This window comes from Yimella sp. NH-Cas1, from assembly GCF_022359705.1.
GTDB classification, from domain to species: domain Bacteria; phylum Actinomycetota; class Actinomycetes; order Actinomycetales; family Dermatophilaceae; genus Yimella; species Yimella lutea.
The window spans coordinates 1,508,655-1,530,682 of sequence record NZ_JAKSGG010000003.1 but is presented as its reverse complement, the minus strand read 5'-3'; the positions used below and the strand labels follow the sequence as shown (position 1 = coordinate 1,530,682).

21 protein-coding genes and 1 tRNA gene are annotated in these 22,028 nt (G+C 67.0%); 15 read left to right on the top strand and 7 right to left on the bottom strand.

The genetic code is table 11. The annotated features are described in order from the left end of the window. Positions 1-2: 2 nt before the first annotated feature. From MF407_RS07685 to MF407_RS07675, 3 genes are read right to left on the bottom strand one after another with little or no spacing between them, the layout of a single operon-like run. Positions 3-1,280, bottom strand: coding sequence for a M18 family aminopeptidase (locus tag MF407_RS07685; RefSeq protein ID WP_239701933.1), 1,278 nt, complete (start codon positions 1,278-1,280; stop codon positions 3-5). Then, complete coding sequence (locus tag MF407_RS07680) at positions 1,280-2,644, bottom strand: DUF349 domain-containing protein (protein ID WP_239701932.1); 1,365 nt, start codon at positions 2,642-2,644, stop codon at positions 1,280-1,282. Before MF407_RS07680 ends, MF407_RS07685 begins: the two co-directional genes overlap by 1 nt. 2 nt (positions 2,645-2,646) lie before the next feature. After that, positions 2,647-3,321, bottom strand: coding sequence for a peptidylprolyl isomerase (locus MF407_RS07675; protein WP_239701931.1), 675 nt, complete (start codon positions 3,319-3,321; stop codon positions 2,647-2,649). 210 nt (positions 3,322-3,531) lie between these two features. Between MF407_RS07675 and MF407_RS07670 the strand changes: the two genes are divergently transcribed. Both MF407_RS07670 and hisS read left to right on the top strand, forming a co-directional pair. Next, complete coding sequence (locus tag MF407_RS07670; protein WP_239701930.1) at positions 3,532-4,227, top strand: MBL fold metallo-hydrolase; 696 nt, start codon at positions 3,532-3,534, stop codon at positions 4,225-4,227. Between the two features lie 20 nt (positions 4,228-4,247). After that, entirely contained in the window at positions 4,248-5,594 is a 1,347-nt protein-coding gene (hisS, locus tag MF407_RS07665) for a histidine--tRNA ligase (protein WP_129623915.1), read from the top strand. Here the strand turns inward: hisS and MF407_RS07660 are convergent. After that, a complete protein-coding gene (locus MF407_RS07660; protein ID WP_129623914.1) occupies positions 5,581-6,306 on the bottom strand; it encodes a hypothetical protein in 726 nt (241 codons plus the stop codon). The two genes, hisS and MF407_RS07660, sit on opposite strands and share 14 nt — an antisense overlap. A 103-nt stretch (positions 6,307-6,409) precedes the next feature. On the opposite strand from MF407_RS07660, the gene xerD reads away from it, so the two are divergent. From xerD to MF407_RS07605, 11 genes are all read left to right on the top strand, one after another. After that, positions 6,410-7,336 (top strand): site-specific tyrosine recombinase XerD, encoded by a 927-nt coding sequence (gene xerD / locus MF407_RS07655; RefSeq protein WP_129623913.1) that lies wholly within the window; start codon positions 6,410-6,412, stop codon positions 7,334-7,336. Positions 7,337-7,649: 313 nt separating this feature from the next. Continuing rightward, a complete protein-coding gene (locus tag MF407_RS07650) occupies positions 7,650-8,504 on the top strand; it encodes an AAA family ATPase (RefSeq protein WP_205744615.1) in 855 nt (284 codons plus the stop codon). Between the two features lie 112 nt (positions 8,505-8,616). Further along, positions 8,617-9,492 carry a ScpA family protein gene (locus MF407_RS07645; protein WP_141929490.1) on the top strand — a complete coding sequence of 292 codons (876 nt, stop codon included), beginning with the start codon at positions 8,617-8,619 and terminating at the stop codon, positions 9,490-9,492. After that, positions 9,485-10,126 carry an SMC-Scp complex subunit ScpB gene (gene scpB, locus MF407_RS07640; protein ID WP_141928201.1) on the top strand — a complete coding sequence of 214 codons (642 nt, stop codon included), beginning with the start codon at positions 9,485-9,487 and terminating at the stop codon, positions 10,124-10,126. Before MF407_RS07645 ends, scpB begins: the two co-directional genes overlap by 8 nt. After that, positions 10,123-10,986, top strand: a complete 864-nt coding sequence (locus tag MF407_RS07635) for a pseudouridine synthase (protein WP_239701929.1) — start codon at positions 10,123-10,125, stop codon at positions 10,984-10,986. The genes scpB and MF407_RS07635 overlap by 4 nt, the downstream gene beginning before the upstream one ends. Positions 10,987-11,094: 108 nt before the next feature. Continuing rightward, a complete protein-coding gene (locus MF407_RS07630; protein WP_345770841.1) occupies positions 11,095-12,165 on the top strand; it encodes a prephenate dehydrogenase in 1,071 nt (356 codons plus the stop codon). A gap of 37 nt (positions 12,166-12,202) precedes the next feature. Then, positions 12,203-12,874 carry a (d)CMP kinase gene (cmk, locus tag MF407_RS07625; RefSeq protein ID WP_129623909.1) on the top strand — a complete coding sequence of 224 codons (672 nt, stop codon included), beginning with the start codon at positions 12,203-12,205 and terminating at the stop codon, positions 12,872-12,874. After that, positions 12,867-13,544 (top strand): lysophospholipid acyltransferase family protein, encoded by a 678-nt coding sequence (locus MF407_RS07620; RefSeq protein ID WP_239701928.1) that lies wholly within the window; start codon positions 12,867-12,869, stop codon positions 13,542-13,544. Before cmk ends, MF407_RS07620 begins: the two co-directional genes overlap by 8 nt. A 38-nt stretch (positions 13,545-13,582) precedes the next feature. After that, the gene (gene der / locus MF407_RS07615) at positions 13,583-15,052 is read left to right on the top strand and encodes a ribosome biogenesis GTPase Der (protein WP_141928204.1); all 1,470 of its coding nucleotides are present in this window, start codon (positions 13,583-13,585) and stop codon (positions 15,050-15,052) included. Between the two features lie 124 nt (positions 15,053-15,176). After that, on the top strand, positions 15,177-15,935 hold the full coding sequence (locus MF407_RS07610) for a PIG-L family deacetylase (RefSeq protein ID WP_239701927.1): 759 nt from the start codon (positions 15,177-15,179) through the stop codon (positions 15,933-15,935). A gap of 32 nt (positions 15,936-15,967) precedes the next feature. Continuing rightward, entirely contained in the window at positions 15,968-16,720 is a 753-nt protein-coding gene (locus MF407_RS07605) for a PIG-L deacetylase family protein (RefSeq protein ID WP_239701926.1), read from the top strand. Positions 16,721-16,799: 79 nt separating this feature from the next. Here the strand turns inward: MF407_RS07605 and MF407_RS07600 are convergent, their stop codons facing one another. Together MF407_RS07600 and MF407_RS07595 are read right to left on the bottom strand one after the other, a co-directional pair. Continuing rightward, positions 16,800-18,044, bottom strand: a complete 1,245-nt coding sequence (locus MF407_RS07600; protein ID WP_239701925.1) for a cysteine desulfurase-like protein — start codon at positions 18,042-18,044, stop codon at positions 16,800-16,802. A 263-nt stretch (positions 18,045-18,307) separates the two neighbouring features. Beyond that, on the bottom strand, positions 18,308-18,757 hold the full coding sequence (locus tag MF407_RS07595; protein WP_239701924.1) for a hypothetical protein: 450 nt from the start codon (positions 18,755-18,757) through the stop codon (positions 18,308-18,310). Between the two features lie 752 nt (positions 18,758-19,509). Here MF407_RS07595 and MF407_RS07590 point away from each other — a divergent pair. Both MF407_RS07590 and MF407_RS07585 read left to right on the top strand, forming a co-directional pair. Beyond that, a complete protein-coding gene (locus MF407_RS07590; RefSeq protein WP_345770840.1) occupies positions 19,510-20,766 on the top strand; it encodes an MFS transporter in 1,257 nt (418 codons plus the stop codon). Positions 20,767-20,916: 150 nt separating this feature from the next. Next, positions 20,917-21,501, top strand: coding sequence for a class I SAM-dependent methyltransferase (locus tag MF407_RS07585; protein WP_239701923.1), 585 nt, complete (start codon positions 20,917-20,919; stop codon positions 21,499-21,501). A gap of 440 nt (positions 21,502-21,941) precedes the next feature. On the opposite strand, the gene MF407_RS07580 is transcribed toward MF407_RS07585, so the two are convergent. Beyond that, positions 21,942-22,015 (bottom strand) — tRNA-Pro (locus MF407_RS07580). Positions 22,016-22,028 lie beyond the last annotated feature (13 nt).

Here is a 22,028-nt window from a genome sequence, read left to right as displayed (position 1 = left end):
GCTCAGGCGGGTGCGAGGAACGCGGTCAACGCGTCGGCGTACATGCCCTGGTCGGCGGCGCCGACGAGTTCGCGCACCGAGTGCATCGACAGGGTCGGCGCACCGAAATCGACGGTGGTCGCACCGGTGAGCGCCGAGGTCATCGGTCCGACGGTCGAGCCGCACGGCAGATCCGAACGCATGACGAAGGACTGCATCGGCACGCCGGCCTGCTCACAGGCGAGCGCGAACGACCCGGCACCGACGCTGTCGGTGGCGTAACGGCCGTTGGTGTTGACCTTCAGCACCGGACCGCCGTTCAGCGCGATGCGGTGGTCGGGCTCGTGCCGGTCGGCGTAGTTGGGGTGCGTGGCGTGCGCCATGTCGCCGGACGCGATCACCGTGCCGGCAAGCGCACGGTGGTAGTCGTCCCGTCCGCCACCCAGCCCGGAGACGATCCGTTCGAGCACGGTCGGCAGCAGCACCGAGAAGGCGCCACGCTCGGTCATCGACCCGATCTCCTCGTGGTCGAAGAGCACCAGCACCTGGACGGTCGGGTCGGCCGGGCCGTCCTCGACCGCGCGGATCAGCGCCCGGGTGCCCGCGTAGGACGTCGCGAGGTTGTCCATCCGCGCGCCGGCCACGAACTCACCGTTCAGCCCCGTGCGGGCGGCCGGTTGGATGTCGTGCGTCATCACATCCCATGCCAGGACGTCGGCCCCGTCGACCCCGAGCCGGGCAGCAAGGAATCCGCGGAACGAGGGTGCGTCACCCAGGGCCCAGTGCGGTGCGATCTGGAACTGCTTGTTGAAGACCTCACCCTCCGCGGCGCTGCGGTCGAGGTGGATCGCAAGTCGCGAGATACGCAGCAGCGGTTCGTCGACCCGTAGCAGTTTCGCTGCGACAGAGCCGTTCTCGCGAACAGTGACCCGCCCCGAGAGGCCGAGGTCGCGGTCCAGCCAGCTGTTCAGGATGATGCCGCCGTACGGCTCGACCCCCAACTGTGCGTAGCCGATGCTCCGATGGTCGGGCTGCGGCTTGATCCGGAAGTTGGGGGAGTCGGTGTGCGCCCCGACGATGCGGAACGGTGTCGTGGCGCCGTCGGCGTGCTCGGTGCTCCACGCTGCCAGCGTGCCGCCGCGGACGAGGTAGTAGCGCCCGGGTTCGCTCGGCCAGGCGTCCGTCTCCAGCAGCCGGACGAAACCCGCGTCCTCCAGCATGCGAGCTGACGTCTCGCACGCATGGAACGGCGACGGGCTCGTGCCCAGGTACTCGATCAGTCCGTCCGCGGCATCCAGCATCAGCTGCCGAACTCCTTCAGTCCGCCCATCGCCTGGTCGAGCCAGGTTTGCTTGGTCTTGAGCTCCTCGCGCAGCTTCGCGGCCTTCTTGTCATCACCCTTGGCCTCGGCCGCGGTGATCTCGTCCTGCAGGTCACTGACCGCCCGCTGCAGCTGCTGCGCGAACGATCCGGCGCGCGCAGCGAGTTCGGGGTCGGTCTTCTTCCACTGCTTGTTCTCAGCCTCGCGGATGGTCTGCTCGACCTTGCGCATGCCGCGCTCCATCCGCTCGATGTCCTTACGCGGCACCTTGCCGGCGGCGTCCCACTTGTCCTGGATCGCGTGCAGATCCTTCTTGGCCTTCTCCAGGTCCTTGATCGGCACAAGCGCCTGCGCCTGGGTGAGGAGTTCCTCCTTCACCTTCAGGTTGGCCTCGAACTCGACGTTCTCAGCGGCGGCCACCTCGTCCTTGGCGTTGAAGAACGCGTCCTGAGCTGCCTTGAACTTCGCCCACAGTGCGTCGTCGTCGGCACGGGAGGCGCGACCGGCGCGCTTCCATTCGCTCATCAACCGCTTGAACGCACCTGCGGTCGGACCCCACTCGGTGCTCTCGGACAGCTTCTCGGCTTCCTCGACCAACTTCTGCTTGGTGGCCTTGGCGGAAGAGTGCTCCTCGTCGAGCTTGGCGAAATGGGTGCGTCGGGTCTTGTCGAAGCCGTTCCGGGCGGCGCTGAATCGCGTCCACAGGGAGTGCTCGGTCTCCTTGTCGAGCCGAACCTGGCTGTGCTGCAACGTCTTCCACTCGTCCAACAGTTCGCGCATTCGAGCGGTGGACTGCTTCCACTGCACCTTCTCGACCGGCTGGGACGCGATCTTCTCGGCCTCGGCGACAAGCTCCTCGCGCTTGGCGGCCGACTCCTTCTTGGCCTCGGCGCGAGCCTTCGACTCGACCTCGGCCTTGGCTGCGAGGGCGGTCGCGATCTGCTCGACGGTGTTGTCGAGTGCGGGCAGGTCACCGACGACGTTCGCCTGCAAGACCTGCTCGCGCAGGGACTTCAGCGCCGCCTGGCCGTCCTGGGTGGACAGGTCGGTCTGCACCACGCGCTGCAGCAGCAGGTTCGCGGATGCCGCCAACTCGTCGTACTTGCGGGCGAAGTAGGCGAGCGCCTCCTCGTGGGTGGCGTCGGGGTAGGACCCGACCTCCTTCTCACCGTCCGGGGTGCGGACGAACACGGTGCCGTCGTCGGCGACCCGGCCGAACGTCACGGAGTTGCTGGACGCGGCCACCGGGGTGGCAGCGGGCGCTGCGGCCGGGGCGTGCGGCTTGATCGCAGCGGGCGTGGGGACGCCGGGGCGGGGCGTCGGCTTCGGTGCGTCGGTCGACATCGTCAGGCCTTCTTCTCAGTGACGGTGATCTTCTTGATCGTGACAGGGGTCTTGGGTGCGGTGCCGTCGGCACCGACGCCGCCGGCAGCCACCTTGTCGACGACGTCCATGCCGCTGACCACCTTGCCGAAGATGGTGTAGCCGCCGGCGCTGTCGGACGGGATCGGCACGTCCTTCAGGGTGACGAAGAACTGACCGCCGTTGCTGTCGCCCTTGTTTGCCTGGCGCGCCATCGCAAGGGTGCCGCGCGGGTACTGGTCGTCGGCGGGTGCGTTCTCCAGGCCGTAGGTGTAGCCCGGCCCGCCCTGACCCGTGCCGGTGGGGTCACCGCACTGCAGCACGAAGTCGGGCACGAGACGGTGGCACGAAGTGTCGGCGTAGTAGGCGCCCGAGAGCTGGATGAACGACGCAACCGTCTGCGGTGCCTTGTCGCCGTACAGCTCGAACTTCACCGTGCCCTGGTCGGTCTCCATGCTGGCGTCGAAGGTCTTGCCCTGCGCGCACTCCTTGGCCGGCAGCTTCAGGCCCTCTTTGCTCGTCGCCGGCGTGCAGGCCGCGCCACCTGCACCACCCTCGCCGGCCGAGGTCGCCGACGATCCGGCGGACGTGGTGTTCTGCGGGCTGTCGTCACCATCGGCGCAACCGGCGAGCGAACCGCCGATCACGGTGGCTGCCACAAGGGCTGAGATCAGACGGTGCGGACGGCGCGTGCTTGCTCGCTCGGTGGGTCGCGATGTGGGTCGCACGGGTGAGGACTCCCAGTCGGTGCAGCCTGGCGGCTTGTACTGCCCCGAAGGGCACGGTCGCCGGCCAGTCTAGGGACATCCGTCCGGCGCGTGCCCGGGCGGCAGGTCACGACCTGGATACGCCGTCGATAGGCTTGGCCGGTGCTGACCGTCTATTTCCCGGCCCAGGCCTTCGCAACCAACTGTTATGTGCTGGCCACCGGCCGCAGACAGGAGTGCGTCGTCGTCGACCCGGGCATCGGGGTGATGCCGCAGCTGACCGAGGTCCTGACCGATCTCGACCTGAAGCCGACCGCCGTGCTGTTGACCCACGGACACGTCGATCACGTGTACTCCGTGACGCCCGTCTGCGGCGGCGAACTCGGCGCCTACATCCACCACGACGACCGTTACCGGCTCGCCGACCCGCTGTCGAGCCTCGATCCGGGCCTGCTGCACATGTTCGAGCAGCAGTTCGGGCAACAGGCCAGTTGGAAGGAACCCGAGCACATCGTCGAGATCGCCGACGCACAGAAGCTGACGCTCGCCGGCCTCGACTTCACCGTCAGCCACGCCCCCGGCCATACCGAGGGTTCGGTGATGTTCGGCATCGACACGACTCCGGACGGTCTTCCCGGCGAGGTCGAGGTGACCTCGACCGTGCTGTCCGGCGACGTGCTGTTCGCGGGCTCCATCGGCCGCACCGACCTACCGGGCGGTTCGCACGAGTCGATGCAGCGGTCGCTGAAGGACGTCGTCCTGCCGCTGCCCGACACCGCACTGGTGCTGCCCGGCCACGGCCCCGGCACCACCATGGCTCACGAGCGCATGAGCAACCCCTTCCTCCAGAACCTCTGACACACAAGGATTCACAACACATGGCTTCCAAGGTCACTCCGATCAGTGGCTTCCAGGAATGGCTGCCCACCGAGCGCATCGCCGAGCAGTACTTCCTCGACACCATCCGTGAGGTATTCGAGCTGCACGGCTTCGCCTCGGTGAACACCCGCTCCGTCGAGTCGGTCGAGCGGCTGTCCAGCCAGGGCGAGGACGCCGACAAGGAGATCTACGCCGTCCGCCGGTTGGCAGCCCCCGCCGACGAGCAGGCTGAGCCGACGCTGGGCCTGCACTTCGACATGACGGTGCCGTTCGCGCGCTACGTGCTGGAGAACGCCGGCAAGTTGACGTTCCCCTTCCGTCGCTACCAGATCCAGCAGGCCTGGCGCGGTGAACGACCGCAGCGCGGCCGGTACCGCGAGTTCATCCAGGCCGACATCGACATCGTCGATGCGGGGGAGTTGCCCGCGCACTATGAGGCCGAACTGCTGTTGGTCATCGCGGACGTGTTCGCGCGGCTACCGGTCGGTGACTACACGATTCACGTCAACAACCGCAAGATCTGCGAGGGCTTCTACCTCGGTCTCGGTATCGACGACGTGATCGGCACGCTGCGCATCGTCGACAAGCTCGACAAGATCGGGCCGCAGAAGGTCGCGGAGCTCCTGGTCGCGAACGGCTTGACCGACGAGCAGGCCAAGCAGTGCCTCGCGTTGGCGGAGATCAACTCACCGGACGGTTCGTTCGTCGAGCGTGTCCGTGCCCTCGGGGTCGAGCACCCGACGCTGGACGAGGGACTGGCGCACCTCGAGTCGGTCATCGCCACCGCGGCCGAGCACGCTCCCGGCGTCGCGATCGCCGACCTGCGCATCGCGCGCGGCCTCGACTACTACACCGGCACCGTCTACGAGACGATGCTCGAACGCGACCCCGGTTACGGGTCGATCTGCTCCGGAGGTCGGTACGACTCGCTCGCCACCGACGGCAAGCGCACCTACCCCGGGGTCGGCATCTCGATCGGCGTCTCGCGCCTGCTGGGTCTGCTCATCGGCGAGGAGGGCCTGACGGCCTCCCGGGAGACCCCGGTCGCTGTGCTCGTCGCCGTCAACGACGAGGACTCGCGGGCCGAATCCACCCACATCGCAACGGCTTTACGCAGTCGCGGGATTGCGACGCTGGTGGCGCCGAAGGCCGCGAAGTTCGGCAAACAGATCCAGTTCGCCGACCGTCGCGGGATTCCGTTCGTGTGGTTCCCGGGGGCCGGCGAGGACGGCAGCGACCAGGTGAAGGACATCCGTTCCGGCGAGCAGTCGGCAGCCGACCGCTCCTCGTGGACGCCGCCGCAGGCCGACCTGCGTCCGTCGCTGGTGAGTCCTACGACGGACTGACGTCGTCGTCCCGCCGCACCGGCTCAGTGGCCGGACCGGTGGGCCCGCGATCCGGCTCCGACGCGGTCACCGGGCGGGCCGTCGCAGCACGGGACACGATCGGTTCGGCCTTGGCTGCGTTCAGACCCAGCTTGCGCAGGTGCAGCTCACCGAGGGCCCGATTGGTCTCCTCGTCACCGGTGCGCCAGCTCGTCGCCGGTCCGGACGACACCGCGAAAAGCTCTGCAGCCGAACGGTGTTGCAATGCTCGGAGCGCGAGCACGTCCATGCCTGCCGTCGTCCTGCGCAGCTTGGCGGCCTGGGACGCCTTGCGTAGCCAGGGGATACGGATCATGCCCCAGAGGAGCAGGGCGAACAGGTACGGAGCTGCTGCGGTGAGGTAGCCGAGCAGATCCCCGAGGTCGTCGATGCCGACGGACATGTCACGCCCGGCCGCCGAGATCTGGTTGGCTGCCGCGGCCGACTTGTCGAACGGCGACTGCAGGGTGTCGCCGACCAACGGCACCTGGCGCAGGCGCTGGCCCGCCTCGGTGAGGTTGCCCGAAAGCGAGGCGGCGCTCGTCTCCAGCTTGTTCGCACCGACGGTCGACGCGTCCGCCGTGTTGTTCACGCGATTCGCGACGTTCCACCAGAAGGCCAGCCACGTGACGATCGCCGCGTCGAACAGGATCTGCGGCAGCAGTCGGATCGGTCGTTCGGCGTAGAGCTTCATCGGTGTCCCCTCGCGATGCGCATGGGATGGAACCTACCCGGCGGCCACGCCGCGCGGACGCGCTCGTCCCGATCGGCCGGTGCAGAGGGCAGAATGCACGTCCATGGCTGCCACCGCGCTCGAACGCAACATCCGCGGGTGGCTCGATCACCTGCGGGTGGAGCGCGGTGTCTCGGTACACACCCTGAAGGCGTACGGTCGCGACCTCGAGCGCTACCGCGGCTATCTCGCCGACCTCGGTGTCACGGACGCCGTGAAGGTGGGGGAGAACGAGGTCAGCGGGTTCCTGGCTCACTTGCGAGAGGGCGACGACGAGCATCCGCCACTCGCGGCGTCGTCTGCGGCCAGGTCGCTGGTGGCCGTGCGCGGCTTCCACAAGTTCCTCGCGTTGGAGGGGGAGACCACCAAGGACGCGGCCGAAGGTGTGTCCCCGCCGACTCCGGGACGACGGTTGCCGAAGGCGATCAGCCAGGACGAGGTGGCGCGACTGCTCGACGCGGCGAGCGTCGGTGACACGCCGAACTCGATGCGGGACAGGGCAATGCTGGAGCTGATGTACGGCATCGGTGCGCGCGTCAGCGAGATCACCGGGTTGGACGTCGACGACGTCGACTTCGAGACCGACACCGTCCGCGTCCTGGGGAAGGGCGACAAGGAACGGTTGTTACCGCTCGGTTCGTTCGCCAAGGACGCAGTGCAGTCGTACGTCGTCCGTGCCCGTCCGGTGTTCGCATCGAAGGGCAAGGGGACGCCCGCGTTGTTCCTGAACCAGCGCGGCGGACGCCTGTCGCGCCAGTCGGTGTGGAACACCATTCAGGCCTGTGGGGAGCGTGCCGGACTGACCGCTCACCTGTCGCCGCACACGCTGCGCCACTCGTTCGCGACGCACCTGCTGGACGGCGGTGCCGACGTTCGCGTCGTGCAGGAACTGCTCGGTCATGCCTCCGTCACCACCACGCAGATCTACACGCTGGTCACCGTCCAGCAACTGCGTGAGGTGTTCGCCGGATCGCACCCGAGGGCGCGCTGATCTCACCCTCCGGCGAAGAGCACGAACTCACGCCGATTTCAATGGTGACTGGGGAACGGAGTGGGTTTGCGTCGAGGGTTCGGGGGGTTTGGCACCGACGGATTCGTTCCTCATCCGTCGGGCTCAACCAGCGGGCGTGGGTGGGTTCTCGATCCCTTCGACACGACGCTCGGACCTCGCGTCGGCTCAGGACAAGTGCAGGCACTCCGCCCCAGTTCGGCCACCGTCTTCATCGGGGACTGGGCGCGGGTTGGGGTGGTGGCATAGGCTGGCCGCTGATCGGCGAGAGCCAGAGCACGTTCTAGGAGTGAAGTTGAGCCAGCAGGAGACCCTCGGTCCCACCGGTCGCCCGCTACCGACCTTCCCGTACCCCAAGCGGCTGGAGAGTCACGGACCCGCGCGCATCATCGCGTTGTGCAACCAGAAGGGCGGGGTCGGCAAGACCACCACGACGATCAACCTCGGCGCAGCCCTGGCCGAGTACGGCCGGCGCGTCCTCGTCGTCGACTTCGATCCGCAGGGTGCGCTTTCCGCCGGTCTCGGCGTCCGCAGCAACGAACTCGACCTCACCGTCTACAACCTGCTGGTCGAACGCGGTCACGACATCCACAAAGTCATCCAGGGCACCGGGGTCATGAATCTCGATGTGCTGCCGGCCAACATCGACCTGTCGGCTGCCGAGGTCCAGCTGGTCGGCGAGGTCGCTCGCGAGATGATCCTGGCGCGCGTGCTGCGTCCGGTCGCCGACGAGTACGACGTCATCCTGATCGACTGCCAGCCCAGCCTGGGTCTGCTCACGGTCAACGCGCTCACCGCGTCACACGGCGTGATCATCCCGCTCGAGTGCGAATTCTTCGCGATGCGCGGTGTCGCCCTGCTGGTCGAGACCATCGACAAGGTCACCGACCGCCTCAACCCGCGCCTGGAGATCGACGGCATCGTCGCCACCATGTACGACGGACGCACGCTGCACAGCCGCGACGTCGTCCGATCGGTGGTCGACCACTTCGGCGACAAGGTGTTCCACACCACGATCAACCGCACGGTGAAGTTCCCCGACGCCACCCTCGCGGCCGAACCGATCACCAAGTACGCCTCCAACCACGGCGCAGCCGAGGCCTACCGACAGTTGGCTCGTGAACTCATCGCCCGCGGCGACGCAGCCTGAGCAGGGCGGCGAGCCCACTCACGGCATTGAGGACGCGATCGAGTCCGGCGACGCTGCACTGCTCGCCGAATCCGCTGACGTATCCACATCGGACGAGGTCGTACCCGGTGGCGTGATCACCAAGCGCGGTGCGTCCACCCCGTTCCAGGTGCACCTCGACGTCTTTTCCGGGCCCTTCGACCTGCTGCTCGGCCTCATCGCCAAGCACAAGCTCGATGTCACCGAGATCGCGTTGCACAAGGTCACCGACGAGTTCATCGCGCACATCCGGCAGGCACAGAAGACGAAGGCCGACTGGGACCTCGGTCAGGCGTCGGAGTTCCTGCTCATCGCGGCAACTCTGTTGGACCTCAAGGCTGCTCGGTTGTTGCCGAACTCCGGCCCGGAGGACGAGGACGACCTCGCCCTCATCGAGGCGCGCGACCTGCTGTTCGCACGACTGTTGCAGTACCGCGCGTTCAAGCAGGTTGCCGCAGCCTTCGATCAGCGCATGGCGACCGCCGGACGCATCACGGCCCGCCAGGCAGGTCTGGAGGAGCAGTTCGCCGGTCTGCTGCCCGAACTCGTCATGAATGTGACGCCCGAGCAGCTGGCGATGATCGCGGCGTCCGCGATGATCCCGAAGATGCCGCCGTCGGTCGGTCTGGAGCATCTGCACCAGGCTGCGGTCAGCGTGCGTGAGCAAGCCGAGATCGTCGCGAACAAGCTTCGGGCGCAACCGGTTTCGTCGTTCCGCGACTTGGTTGCCGACGCCGACAACACGCTCGTGATCGTCGCGCGGTTCCTTGCTGTGCTGGAACTGTTCAAGGAGGCGGTGATCGTCTTCGAGCAGGAGGAGGCGCTGGGCGATCTCACGGTGCGCTGGACCGCGGACACAGATACTCACGTGGAGGTCAGCGCCGAGTTCGACGAGGACGACCCGGTGCCGACGGCTGAGCCCGACCCCGACACCACAGCACCAGATGACGAAGGAGCCGGCGATGACTGAGCCGCAACAGGAACCGCTCGACGTGCCGGTGCCCGCGATCGAGGTGCCGGTCGAGCCCGAAGGCTTCGACGTCGAGGACTTCCCAGGTGGTGCACGCAGCACGATCGAGGCCATCCTGATGGTCGTCGACCAGCCGCTGACGCCTCTCGAGCTGGCCGACGCCCTCGAACTCGAGGAGCACGACGTCCGGGAACACCTCCTCGCGCTCGAGGACGAATACGCCTTGCAGCAGCGTGGATTCACCATCCGCGAGATCAACGGTGGGTGGCGCGTCTACAGTCGGGCGGACTACGCACCGGCTGTGGAGAAGTTCCTCCTGGGCGGTCAGCAGGCCAAGCTGACCCAGGCGTCGCTGGAGACCCTCGCCGTCATCGCGTACCGCCAGCCCATCTCCCGCGCCCGGGTCGGCGCGGTGCGCGGCGTGAACGTCGACGGCGTCATCCGCACCCTCACCACCCGTGGCCTGATCGCCGAGATGGGCACCGACGGCGACGGCGGCGCGATGCTCTACGGCACCACCCCCTACTTCCTGCAGCGCATGGGCCTGTCGTCACTCGACGAACTGCCCGCGCTGGCCCCCTACCTACCCGAGACCGACGTGATCGACGAACTGATTGAGCAGGGACACGCATGAGCACTCCGAACGGCCGCCGTCCGGCGAAGAAGACCAACCACCGCAAGGGTTCGTCGGGTACCACCGCGAACCGCGGCGGAGCGCCGCTCCCGCCGAAGCGGCAGGCCCCGGCCGAGCCGATCGACGTCCACGACCCCGACGGCGTACGCCTGCAGAAGCTGCTCGCTGCCGCCGGCGTGGGCAGCCGCCGCGTCTGCGAACAGCTGATCGCCGACGGACGCGTGTCGGTCGACGACCAGATCGTCACCGAACTCGGGGTGCGCATCGACCCGTTGAAGCAGATCGTGCACGTCGACGGTGAGCGCGTGGTGCTCGACGAGAGCCGCGTCTACTTCGCCTTCAACAAGCCGCTCGGTGTCGTGTCGACGATGGACGACGATCTCGGCCGCGAGTCGGTCGGCGACTTCGTCGGCCCCCGCAAGGAGCGCCTGTTCCACGTCGGACGCCTGGACGCCGACACCGAGGGACTGCTGCTGCTCACCAACGACGGCGAACTCGCCAACCGTCTGCAGCACCCGCGGTACGGGGTGCAGAAGACGTACGTCGCCGTCGTCCCGGGTCCGCTGCCCCGTGGCCTGGGTAAGGAACTGCGTGCGGGCATCGAACTCGAGGACGGCCCGGTGAAGGTCGACTCCTTCAAAGTCGTCGACTCACGACCCGGCTGGGTGATGCTCGAGATCATCCTGCACGAGGGCCGCAACCGCATCGTGCGACGCATCATGGAGGCGGTCGGCCACCCCGTCGAGTCCCTCGTGCGCACCGACGTCGGCCCGGTTCAGCTGGGTGACCTGCGACCGGGCAAGATGCGTCCGCTGTCCTCGGCCGAGGTGAAGGCTCTCTACAAGGCGGCAGGACTGTAGACGGATGCACGTCAGAGTCGTCGGCTGTGGGCTTCACCCCGCAAAGTTCTCCGCTCCTTCGTCGCTCCGATACTTTGCGGGGGCCCCGAACATGGCTGGAGCATCTGCGTGCACATAAGGATTGTCGGCTGTGGCCTGATCGGAACGTCGATCGGTCTTGCGTTGTCGCGCAGCGGGTTCCGTGTCTCGTTGAGTGACCCGTCCCCGACGTCGCAGGCCATCGCCCGCGACATGGGAGCGGGCGAGATCGACGTCACCGATGCACCCGAGGTCGTTGTGGTGGCCGCACCACCGGACGTCGTTGTGTCCGTCGTCCGTGCCGAACTTGACCGCTGGCCGGGCGCCGTCGTCACCGATGTCGCCTCGATGAAGCAGCAGGTGCTCGACGAACTGCGCTCCGCCGGCGCCGATCTGTCGCGCTACGTCGGGTCACACCCGATGGCCGGACGCGAACGCTCCGGTGCCGTCGCCGCGCGCGCCGATCTGTTCGAAGGGCGCACCTGGGTGATCTGCCCGACCCAGGATGATGACCCGGGAGCCGTTGCCGCGGTCCGCACTGTGGCTGAGGCCACCGGCGCCGCCACCACGACGATGGACGCCGCCGAACACGACCACGCCGTCGCGGCGGTCTCGCACGTCCCCCAAATCGCCGCCAGTCTGGTCGCCGTACGGCTGCGTGAACTGTCGGACGAAGCAATCGGTCTGTCCGGACAGGGAATTCGTGATGTGACGCGCATCGCCGAGAGTGATCCGATGCTTTGGACGCAGATCCTCGCCGGCAATGCGGCAGCCGTCGCCCCGGTGCTCGATGCTCTGCTGGACGACCTCGGTCGCGTTCGGCAGGCGGTCACCGATCTGGCGGCCGGCAACGAGGACGGAGCCCGGCAGGTGCTGGCCCGGGTGATCGCCGACGGCCAACTCGGCCACGCGCGCATCCCCGGTAAGCACGGCAGCGCACCGACGACCTACGCCACGCTCGTCGTGGTGGTGCCCGACCGGCCGGGCGAGCTCGGCCGACTGTTCAACGACATCGGTGCGGCCGGGGTCAACATGGAGGACCTGCGCCTGGAACACGGTCAGGGTGCACCGGTCGGCCTCGCCGAAGTGTCGGTGCTCCCGTCCGTGGCCGAGCGACTGCGCGATGAACTCACCGCGAAGGGATGGAGCGTGCATGAGTGAGGGTGGCGACAATGGTGACGAACGAAAAGGGAGTGGCATGAAGCAGATCCAGGTCGCGATCGACGGCCCCTCGGGCACCGGCAAGTCGTCCGTCTCCAAGCTCGTCGCCAAGCAGCACGGCTGGGGCTACCTCGACACCGGCGCGATGTACCGGGCCCTCACCTGGTGGTGTCTCGACCAGGACGTCGACCTGGACGACGGACCTGCGGTCACGGACGCGTCGAAGTCGTTCGACCTGCAGATGGGCACCGATCCCTCGAACCCCACGGTGGCAGTGGGGGATCGACGCATCGATGCAGAGATCCGCGAGCCCGAACTCACCCGTCAGGTCGCGAAGGTCGCCACCAATCTCGAGGTTCGCGCGAACATGCGGGAGCGACAGCGGGCGCTCATGCAGCAGCTCGCGGAACAGACCGGGGGAGTCGTCGCCGAAGGCCGCGACATCACGACGGTCGTCGCACCGGACGCCGACGTCCGGATCCTGATGACGGCCAGCGAGGAGGCACGGCTCGCGCGCCGTTCCAAGGAACTCAGCTCGACCGTCGAGGCGACCCGCTCCCAGATCGTCGACCGCGACAAGGCCGACTCCACCGTTTCCCAGTTCATGACCGCCGCCGACGGCGTCACGCTCGTCGACACCTCCGAATTGACCTTCGAGGAATCGCTGGCGGCGGTGTTGCAGATCGTCCAGGGGGCCCGACGTGACTGAGATCGACTTCGACCGCGGCTGGTCCGACCGTGGACGCGGCATCGGCAACCGACTGGTGAGGTTCGGGTGGCGCGCGAAAGCCCTTCACCCCGAACGGGTTCCGCGCACCGGACCGGTGTTGATCATCTCCAACCACACCGGATTCCTCGACGGCCCGCTCGTCTTCTGCCTCGCGCCACGCACAGTTCACTTCCTGGTGAAGAAGAGCTATTTCAAGTCCGTGTGGGGCCGGTTGCTGCGCGGCATGGGTCAGATCCCGATCGAACAGCGCACCGGCGATCGGCAGGCGCTGGCTGCCGCGAAATCCCTGCTGTCCGACGGCCATGCGCTCGGCATCTTTCCCGAAGGGACGCGCGGCACCGGGACGGTCGAGTCGGCCCACCAGGGCGCGGCGTGGCTGGCGCTGCAGACCGGAGCCACGATCGTCCCCGCGGCGACCCTCGGGACGCGCGGCACCGGGCGCGGTCGGGAGTCCTGGCCAAAGCTGGGCACGACGCTGCGCGTGGTGTTCGGTGGACCGTTCGATCTGCCGCCCTACGAAGGCGTCCCGGGTCGGCAGAAACTGCAGCTGGCGACGGAGGAGATCCGTTCCCGCTTGGCCCAACACGTGCACGCCGCGGTCGACGAGACCGGCCTCAAGCTGCCGGTCGACGCCCCGCCGGTCCTCTGAGTTTCTCGTTCAACCCAGGTGTCGGGGATGATGGATCAATGACTGAGCAGAATCCCCCCACCGTCACCGACGAGGAGAACGTCGAGCGCGCCTTGCGTGCCGGACTGGAGGACTTCGACCTCAGTGAAGAGGACCGCGCCCTCCTCGAACGACAGGGCGCCGACCTCGATGAGGAGTCGGAGGAATCGACCCGCCCGGTCGTCGCGATCATCGGCCGCCCGAACGTCGGCAAGTCCACCCTCGTCAACCGCATCATCGGACGCCGTGAGGCCGTCGTCGAGGACGTCCCCGGTGTCACCCGCGACCGCGTCGCCTACGACGGCGAATGGAGCGGACGCCGGTTCACGCTCGTCGACACCGGCGGCTGGGAGATCGACGCCCAGGGCATTCACCTGCGCGTTGCCGAGCAGGCCGAGGTCGCGATCGACCTCGCCGACGCCGTCCTTTTCGTGGTCGACGCGACCGTCGGTGCGACCGACGCCGACGAGGCCGTCGTGAAACTGCTCCGCAAATCGGGTAAGCCCGTCATTTTGATCGCCAACAAGGTCGACGACCAGCGCTCCGAGGCCGACGCCGCGATGCTCTGGTCGCTGGGCCTGGGCCAGCCCTGGCCCGTCTCTGCGCTGCACGGACGCGGCACCGGCGACGCGCTCGACGCGCTGCTGGATGTGCTCCCCGACAAGTCGACCGTCTCGGGTGCTTATCAGCGCGGCGGCCCGCGCCGCGTCGCACTGGTCGGACGCCCCAACGTCGGCAAGTCCTCGCTGCTGAACAAGCTGGCCCGTGAAGACCGTGTCGTCGTCGACAACGTGGCCGGCACCACCCGTGACCCAGTGGATGAGTACATCGAACTCGCCGGCAAGACATGGCGATTCGTCGACACGGCCGGCATTCGGCGCCGCGTGCACCAGACCCGTGGTGCCGACTTCTACGCCTCGCTGCGTACCCAGACCGCGATCGAGAAGGCCGAGGTCGCCGTCGTGCTGATCGACGCCGAGGAGTCGATCGCCGAGCAGGACATCCGCGTGGTGCAGCAGGTCATCGACGCCGGTCGTTCGCTGGTGGTCGCCTTCAACAAGTGGGACTTGTTGGATGAGGAGCGCCGCTACTACCTCGAGCGCGAGATCGAGCGCGAACTCGTCCAGATGACCTGGGCGCCGCGGGTGAACATCTCCGCGGTCACCGGTCGCAATGTCGAGAAGCTGGTTCCGGCGATCGAGACCGCCCTCGAGTCCTGGGACACCCGCATCCCGACGGGCCGCCTGAACGCGTTCATCGGCGAGATCGTCGCCGGTCACCCGCACCCGGTGCGCGGCGGTAAACAGCCCCGCATCCTGTTCGCGACGCAGGCGTCCACGCGTCCGCCGCGGTTCGTGATCTTCGCGTCCGGCTTCATCGAGGCGGGTTATCGACGCTTCCTCGAGCGCCGCATCCGTGAGGAGTTCGGCTTCGAGGGCACCCCGATCGAGATGTCGGTGCGGGTGCGCGAGAAGCGCAAGCAGCGCTAGTCCAGGTCGGCATGCCGGATGATCGAACGCGCCCTGGGTGATGACCTGCTGCGCACGCCGCGCCCGCAACGACTCACCGGCTGACCGCGTTCTTTCTGCCGCCGACCAAGAGAGGCCGATATCCGTGAGTGTGCTGAGTGGTGCGCGTCGAGTTCTGCTGGTCCACGCCCATCCTGACGACGAGACGCTCGCGACCGGTGCGCTGATCGCCGAGCTCGTCGAACGCGGTGTGGAGGTACGGGTCGTGACCGCGACGCGCGGTGAACGTGGCGAACTGACGCCTGCCGTCTCGGGCGTCGAGCCCGGGTCGGACCAACTGGTCGCGCTGCGTGAGGGCGAGCTCGCCTCCGCTCTTCGGACGCTGCGGGTCGCCGGTCATGCGTTCCTCGGCAGCCCACCTGCACGAGCTGCGGGGCAGACGCAGGAGCGCACCTACCGCGATTCAGGCATGCGGTGGATCACCGAGACCGTCGCCGGCCCGGCTGACGACTCGGACGGCGAATCCCTCACCGCCGCAGACGTATCGGACGCCGCCGCAGACCTCGAAGCGTACGTCGACGCCATCGGTCCGGATGTGCTGATCTCCTACGACGAGAACGGCGGGTATGGGCATCCCGACCACGTCCGCACCCAGGAGATCACCCGCGAGGTCGCGAAAAATCGCGGTCTGCCGATGCTGGAAGTCATCCCGCCCGACCGGGCGGTCGGGGGAGACCCCGACCAGATCGAGTGGAGTGACATGTCGGCTCACTTGCCCCGTGTGCGCGAGGCGCTGCAGGCCCACGCGTCGCAGCTGACCGTCGACGGCGACGAGGTCGTTCACGTCGGCGGGCAACGCGAACCGATCGTCACGAGAATCGGTCTGCGCCCGGTCGAACTCTGACCTCGGTCGAACGCTGCGCGTACGGTGATCGCATGACCGAGCGTGCTGTCCTCCCCGCCCTCCCCGACGAGTCGTGGACGCGCGTCCTGTGCGTCGTGGCCCATCCCGACGACATGGAGTACGGCGCGTCCGCGGCCGTTGCCACGTGGGCGAAGCGCGGGATCGAGGTCACTTATCTGCTGCTGACCAGCGGCGAAGCGGGCATGCAGCGGTCGCCCGAGGAGGTGGGACCGATGCGCGGGCAGGAGCAGCAGCGAGCCTGCGACACGGTGGGCGTGAAGCAGCTGCGCATCCTCGACCACCCGGACGGAATGCTCCAGCCGACCCTGCAATTGCGCCGTGACATCGCGCGGGTGATCCGGGAAGTTCGTCCGGACGCTGTCCTGACGATGAACTTCGACCTCGAGGCATACGGCGGGTTGAATCAGGCAGATCACCGCGCTGCCGGCCTGGCGACGATCGACGCGGTGCGGGACGCGGACAACACCTGGGTCTTCCGTGAACTCGCCGATGAGGGTCTCGCGAAGTGGAGCACGGGCCGGCTGCTTGTGGGTGGTCATCCGGATGCCACGCACGCAGTGACTGTCGACGAGGACGCGGTCGCCGCGGCCGTTGCGTCGCTGGAGTGCCACGAGGCCTACCTGGCGGACCTGCCGGGCCATCCGAAGCCGGAGAAGTTCATTCCGGAGATCCTGAAGGACGGTGGCCAGGCCGCCGGATCGCAGTACGCGGTGCTCTTCCGTGTGTACGACGTAGGGGTGTCCACGGGAGACGAGGGGGAGTGAAGTAGTCGCCACTGAGCGCCCTTCGTCCACGAGCGCACTGTCGGCCCAGGTCAGCGCTGAATGGGCCGAACCCGGTGACTCAGCCGGTCTCGCGGGAGAAATAGGCGTTCAGCGCGTCGAGGAGTCGGGAGACATCCCGGTCGTTGTTGTACGGAGCGAGTCCGATGCGTACGCCACCTGCCTCCCCGAGTCCGAGCAATTCGGACGTTTCGTAGCCGTAGAACGAGGACGCCGGGGCATTGACGCCGTGTTGCGCCAGAAACTCGCTGACAGCGGACGACTGCTCACCGGCGAAGGTCGTCAGCAAGGTGGGTGTGCGCCGGCGCGCCCGGGAGAACATGGTCACACCGGGTAGCTCGGACAGTCCCGCTTCGATCTGCTCGCGCAGCCGGTCTTCGTGCTGCTCAACGAGTTTGAGACTGGCTTGCAGACGTTCCCGACGCGATCCGGTGGCCGCGCCGAACCCGGCGAGGAAGTTGATCGCAGCCGTGGTGCCGGCCATCAGTTCGTACGGCAGCGTGCCGAGCTCGAAGCGTTCGGGGACATTGTTCGACGACGGCAGGAGCTTGTCCGGGTGAAGTTCGGCCAGCAGTTCGGGCTTTCCGGTCAGCACTCCGCAGTGCGGGCCGAAGAACTTGTAGGGCGAGCAGGCGAAGAAATCGGCGTCCATTGCTTTGAAGTCCACGCCCGCGTGGGCGGTGTAGTGGACGCCGTCTACGTAGATCTTCGCTCCGACGGAATGTGCCGCGTCGGCGAAGGCGCGAATGTCAGGCATGGTGCCGATCAGATTCGACGCGGCCGTGACGGCGACCAGCCTGGTGCGATCAGTGAGTTGTTCGTTCAGCACCTCCACAGGAAGTTCGCCGGTCTTCGGGTCGAAGTCCAACCAGCGCACCGTGGCACCGGCACGTTCCGCCGCGATGACCCAGGGGCGGACGTTCGCGTCGTGATCCAGCCGGGACACGACGACTTCATCGCCGGGGGACCACAGTGCCGACAGCGTCCGGGACATCTCGAAGGTCAACGCGGTCATGCTGCGGCCGAAGATGACGCATTCCGCTCGCGTGTTGAGCAGGTCTGCGAGGGCGGCACGGCACTCGGTGACCGCATCTTCGGCGTTGCGTCCGGCCGCCGTGCTCGAACTCCGGTTGGAGAGCGGCCTCAGCATGGTGTGCCGGATGGCATCGGCAACCACGTCCGGGGTCTGGGTGCCGCCCGGACCGTCGAAGTGTGCCGCTCCATCGTGGATTGCGGGAAAGTGGCGACGGATCGCTTCGACGTCCAAGGGCGCTGCGGGGGACTGGGTTTGAGTGTCGAAGTTCATGGCCTCAGCGTGGCACGGCGCTCTGACGCAGCGGGGCGGAGAAGATGAGGGAGCAGATTTCGGCGGTCGGAAAGCGAACGTCGACCAGGTACGTCTTGTGTGCCGGTCGATTGGATTTTCGCCAACCCCACGGCCTGGCTGATGACGGTCGCCCGGCGCCGGTCGGCCGACCATGCGCGACGCCGTGAGACCGAAGCGTGCAGGCTGACCAGACCTGGCCAGGTGAAAAATGTGCTCCGTCTCGACCGGCAAGCGGGCCATGGCTACTGGGCGGCGGTCTCCACTTCGTCGGACACCTGCACATTCACGTGGTTCAGGGCGCGGACCTTCTTGCCGACCTCCCCCTTGGACGCGGCAGTGGTGATCCGTACGTTCACGCGCAGAGTGCGAAGATCGACACCGACGCCCGTGATGTGTCGGCCCGTTGGGTCAATCTTCTCGACGTCCTGCTGGGTGCGTCGAAGTTCACGATCCCCAACCTCGGAGATGCGCGGCAGGAAGCCCTCGTCCCTGATCGTGGACATCGCGGCGCGTTCCTGAGCGGGGACGATCACGAAGAAGGAGCTCGTGCCGGTCTGGTACATACCGTTGAGGGCCGGGTGCTTCGTCTGCAGTTCGGCGTACTTCTGCCCCGCAGTCGACTGGGTGAGAACCGGGATCGTTTCACCGGTCTGCGTCGGCTCAGGACCCGTCGACCCGGAGCAGCCTGTCATCACAAGAACAAACCCTGCCAGCGCGGTACAAAGTCGGATACCCAGTCGTTTCATCGCTATCCAACCTTCAAAGTTGCGCCGTACTGCCTCAGGGTTCGGCCGGCGAAAAACAGCACCAGCCCTGCAAGTACCGCCGTCGCGGAGAGTGCTGTTAGTCGCTTGAGCACTTGTCCCTCTGAAGTCCCCGCGAGCGGCGTGTGCTGACGAACGTATTCTCTGGCCGGTTGGAGCGAAAGCCCCTGTACTCAGATTGTTGTGCGGCAGCGGCCATCGAGGATCACTACGAAGCCTCCGGGGCTACCGCCGCCTGACCGGAGGTGGGCGAGTGCCCGCGGGTTGCGGGCCTACGACAGCAAGCCCGATGGCCGGATGGCCGGATGGGCCCGCACACAGTGCACAGACGACCGGTCGGAAACATGAAAGAGGCGCTCCCGGTGCTTAACTGAAACCACCTCTTACCTGCGTAAACGCTAGTCGGGCAGTCGGGTTGGGGATGCTGAAGGGTCGGCCGACCCCTGAGTGATGCGCCCGTCGATACGGGTCGTGGGCACTTGATTCGTTGGACACGGTGGCCCGCCAAGTGGTGGCTGGGTCGCCAGCGCTCCGCCGCGCGGTGCTCTCGACCGCAACAAGTTGTAAATGGGTGGCTGGCCGCACAATTGGGCGCCGACCGGCGTCCTGACGCCGCAATAGCCACGGTTCTTGGGCGGAATTTCGGTGTTTCTGGTCCTGTTGATTAGTACTGTTCTGCGGTGGGCCGGAGACCGTCGCCATTGGGTAAGGCGCGCGAGTTACTCACCGACGCGCCGCGGTTGGAGGCTGCGCGTCGCTCCGCACTGCAGCGGCGATACCTCGCGACGCGGGGTATCGCGGTGGTCGGTAGCTCGACGGCGGAAGCAGTCATCCCACTGGTCATCGTGATAACGCTCGGGGGCGGTCCGGGTCAGATAAGCGCCGTCCTGATCGCGACGCTCGGAACAGCACTTGTGCTTCGCCTTCCGATCGCGCGGATCCTGGATCAAAGGACCGACGAGGCAAGCATTCAGGCATTGGCCCTTGTGCTTGCAGCCATCGGGTCAGCCCTGATTTGGGCGGCCTGGATGATCGGCGTGCTGACCTACCCCTTCCTTCTGGCCTGCGTTCTACTCATCGCCCTCGGCCGCACGGTTGTCTCCACTTCCGGGTATGCGGTGGTCGGCAGAATCGCGGATGGGCCGGAACGGCTCCGCATGACCGGGCACTTGAGTAGCGTGAACAGCGCTGGCTCAGTGGTCGGCGAAGCGGTGGGCCCCGCACTGACACGGTTCGTTCCGCCGCCGGTAGTGCTTCTCGTCGACGTCGTCCTGAGCGTGGTATCAGCGATATGCGTCCGATCATTGCGTCGCGCCACCGGTGAGGTGGCCAAAGCTCATGAGGACGTGTCATCGACGGATGCCACGTCGGTGTGGACATCGATTCGGACGAACCGACCATTGCTGACCATCTGGATGATCGGGTTCGTTGCTTCCGTCTCGGCGCCCGCGATCCTGGTGTTCCTGTTGGACGTACTCCGGATTCCGATGTGGCTCATCGGTGTCACCTTCGCCGCAGCCGCTCCTGGCGGCATTGTTGGGGGTTTGCTGGTCCGCGCGGTCGCCGGCCGCTTCCGGGCGAACGTTGTGCTGGCGACTGGTGCTGTCATGTCCGCTCTCGCCATTGGCCTGCTCCTGGGCGCCAACGGTCTCGGTCATTGGGCGCTTCCGGCTGCCATCGCCTACGAATTCGTCACAGCCCTTTTCGGCACTCTCATGGTCGCGTCGACGATGGGGCGCCTGCAGATGATCACGCCCAGTCACCGCGTGGCACGGACGATGTCCGCCGCCAGCATCGGACTGGAGGCTGCTGCACTGCCCGGACTGCTGGTCGGTGGCACCGTCGGCTCGACCGCGGGTGCGGAGGCGGCGCTTACCGCAGCAGTCCTGCTCTACGTCCTGCTGGCCGGGGTGGCGGCCATGTGGGTGCGAGAGTGACCGTGGGTGCCTGCGGTGACGCGTGGGCGCCTTCCGCCGACCTGCTCGGGCCCGCCTACGCACGACACACCGAGTCGGTTCTGGGACGTGTCCGATTCGAACTGGTTTTCGAGTCAACTCCTGGAGGTCTTTCCGCGGACGGAGGGCCACGTGGTCGACGTGGGTGGCGGGTTCGGCGAGCAGGCAATCATGCTCGCGCGCGAAGGTTTCCGTGTCACGGTTTCCGACCCGGACCCCGACATGCTGGCCATGGTGAAGTCGCGAATTCAGACCCTGGAGGAAGCGCTTGCCTCGCGGGTTGTCCTAGTGCCGGACGACGGTCGGCGGCTGGAGAGTCTCGGCGCCGGCGAGTGCGATGCGGTGCTGCTCCACAGCGTGCTCATGTTCTTCCAAGATGTTCGACCCGTTTTCGAGGCGGCTTCGCGTGTTCTCAAGAGCACCCATGATCGCGACACGCTGGTTGATGTTGCCGCCGAATTCGGCTTCGTTCCCGACGCGGAGTTTGTGGTGCGGGTGTTCACGGATCACTTGGAGGACACTGATGTTCCCCATGATCCCGCTGAGATGGCAGCGCTCATGGAGCTGAGCGCCTTGCCGGTTCCAGGGATCCGTACCGCTCGGTGGCGAGGCTCTATCACTTGGTGTTACGTCGAGGAGGATGACGCCTCACCGCCGGGCCATCTCCCTGGCATCCATGGGGGTAGGTGGTGCGTGACCCCCACGCGGCACGCATAAGACTCAGCCGTTCGCGATAGCTACGCAGCGGCTCGTCGTTCGTCCAGCGAGGGGATGAAGGCCGGGTCGGGGCACTGTTGAACCGCCGTCGCACCAATGCCGTGTGGCAAACGGGAGTCCTCGAGGTCGGATCGCAGGACGCGAGGGGAGTGCCCGATCGAGGTTCGTCGAATTTCTCCTTCCGAGACCACGCGGCTCACGGTCGGCTCGGAGACACCGGTCAGCTTCGCCACCTCGGCGAACGTGTACACCGGGTCGGTCAAAGGGATGATCGCCGGTCCGGCGTCATCAGTCAGTCCGTCCTGCGCGCTTGCGATGCGCGTTCTGTCGCGTGGGAGTCGCAAATACCCCGTACGACAGAAAGGTCAAAGACCCCAGTGGATGCGGAAGAGAGCCGCAGATTTGCCCGGAATACCGGCAAAATCTGCGACCCTCCAACGTCGGGCTGACAGGATTTGAACCTGCGGCCCCTTGACCCCCAGTCAAGTGCGCTACCAAACTGCGCCACAGCCCGATCGGCTCGTTTC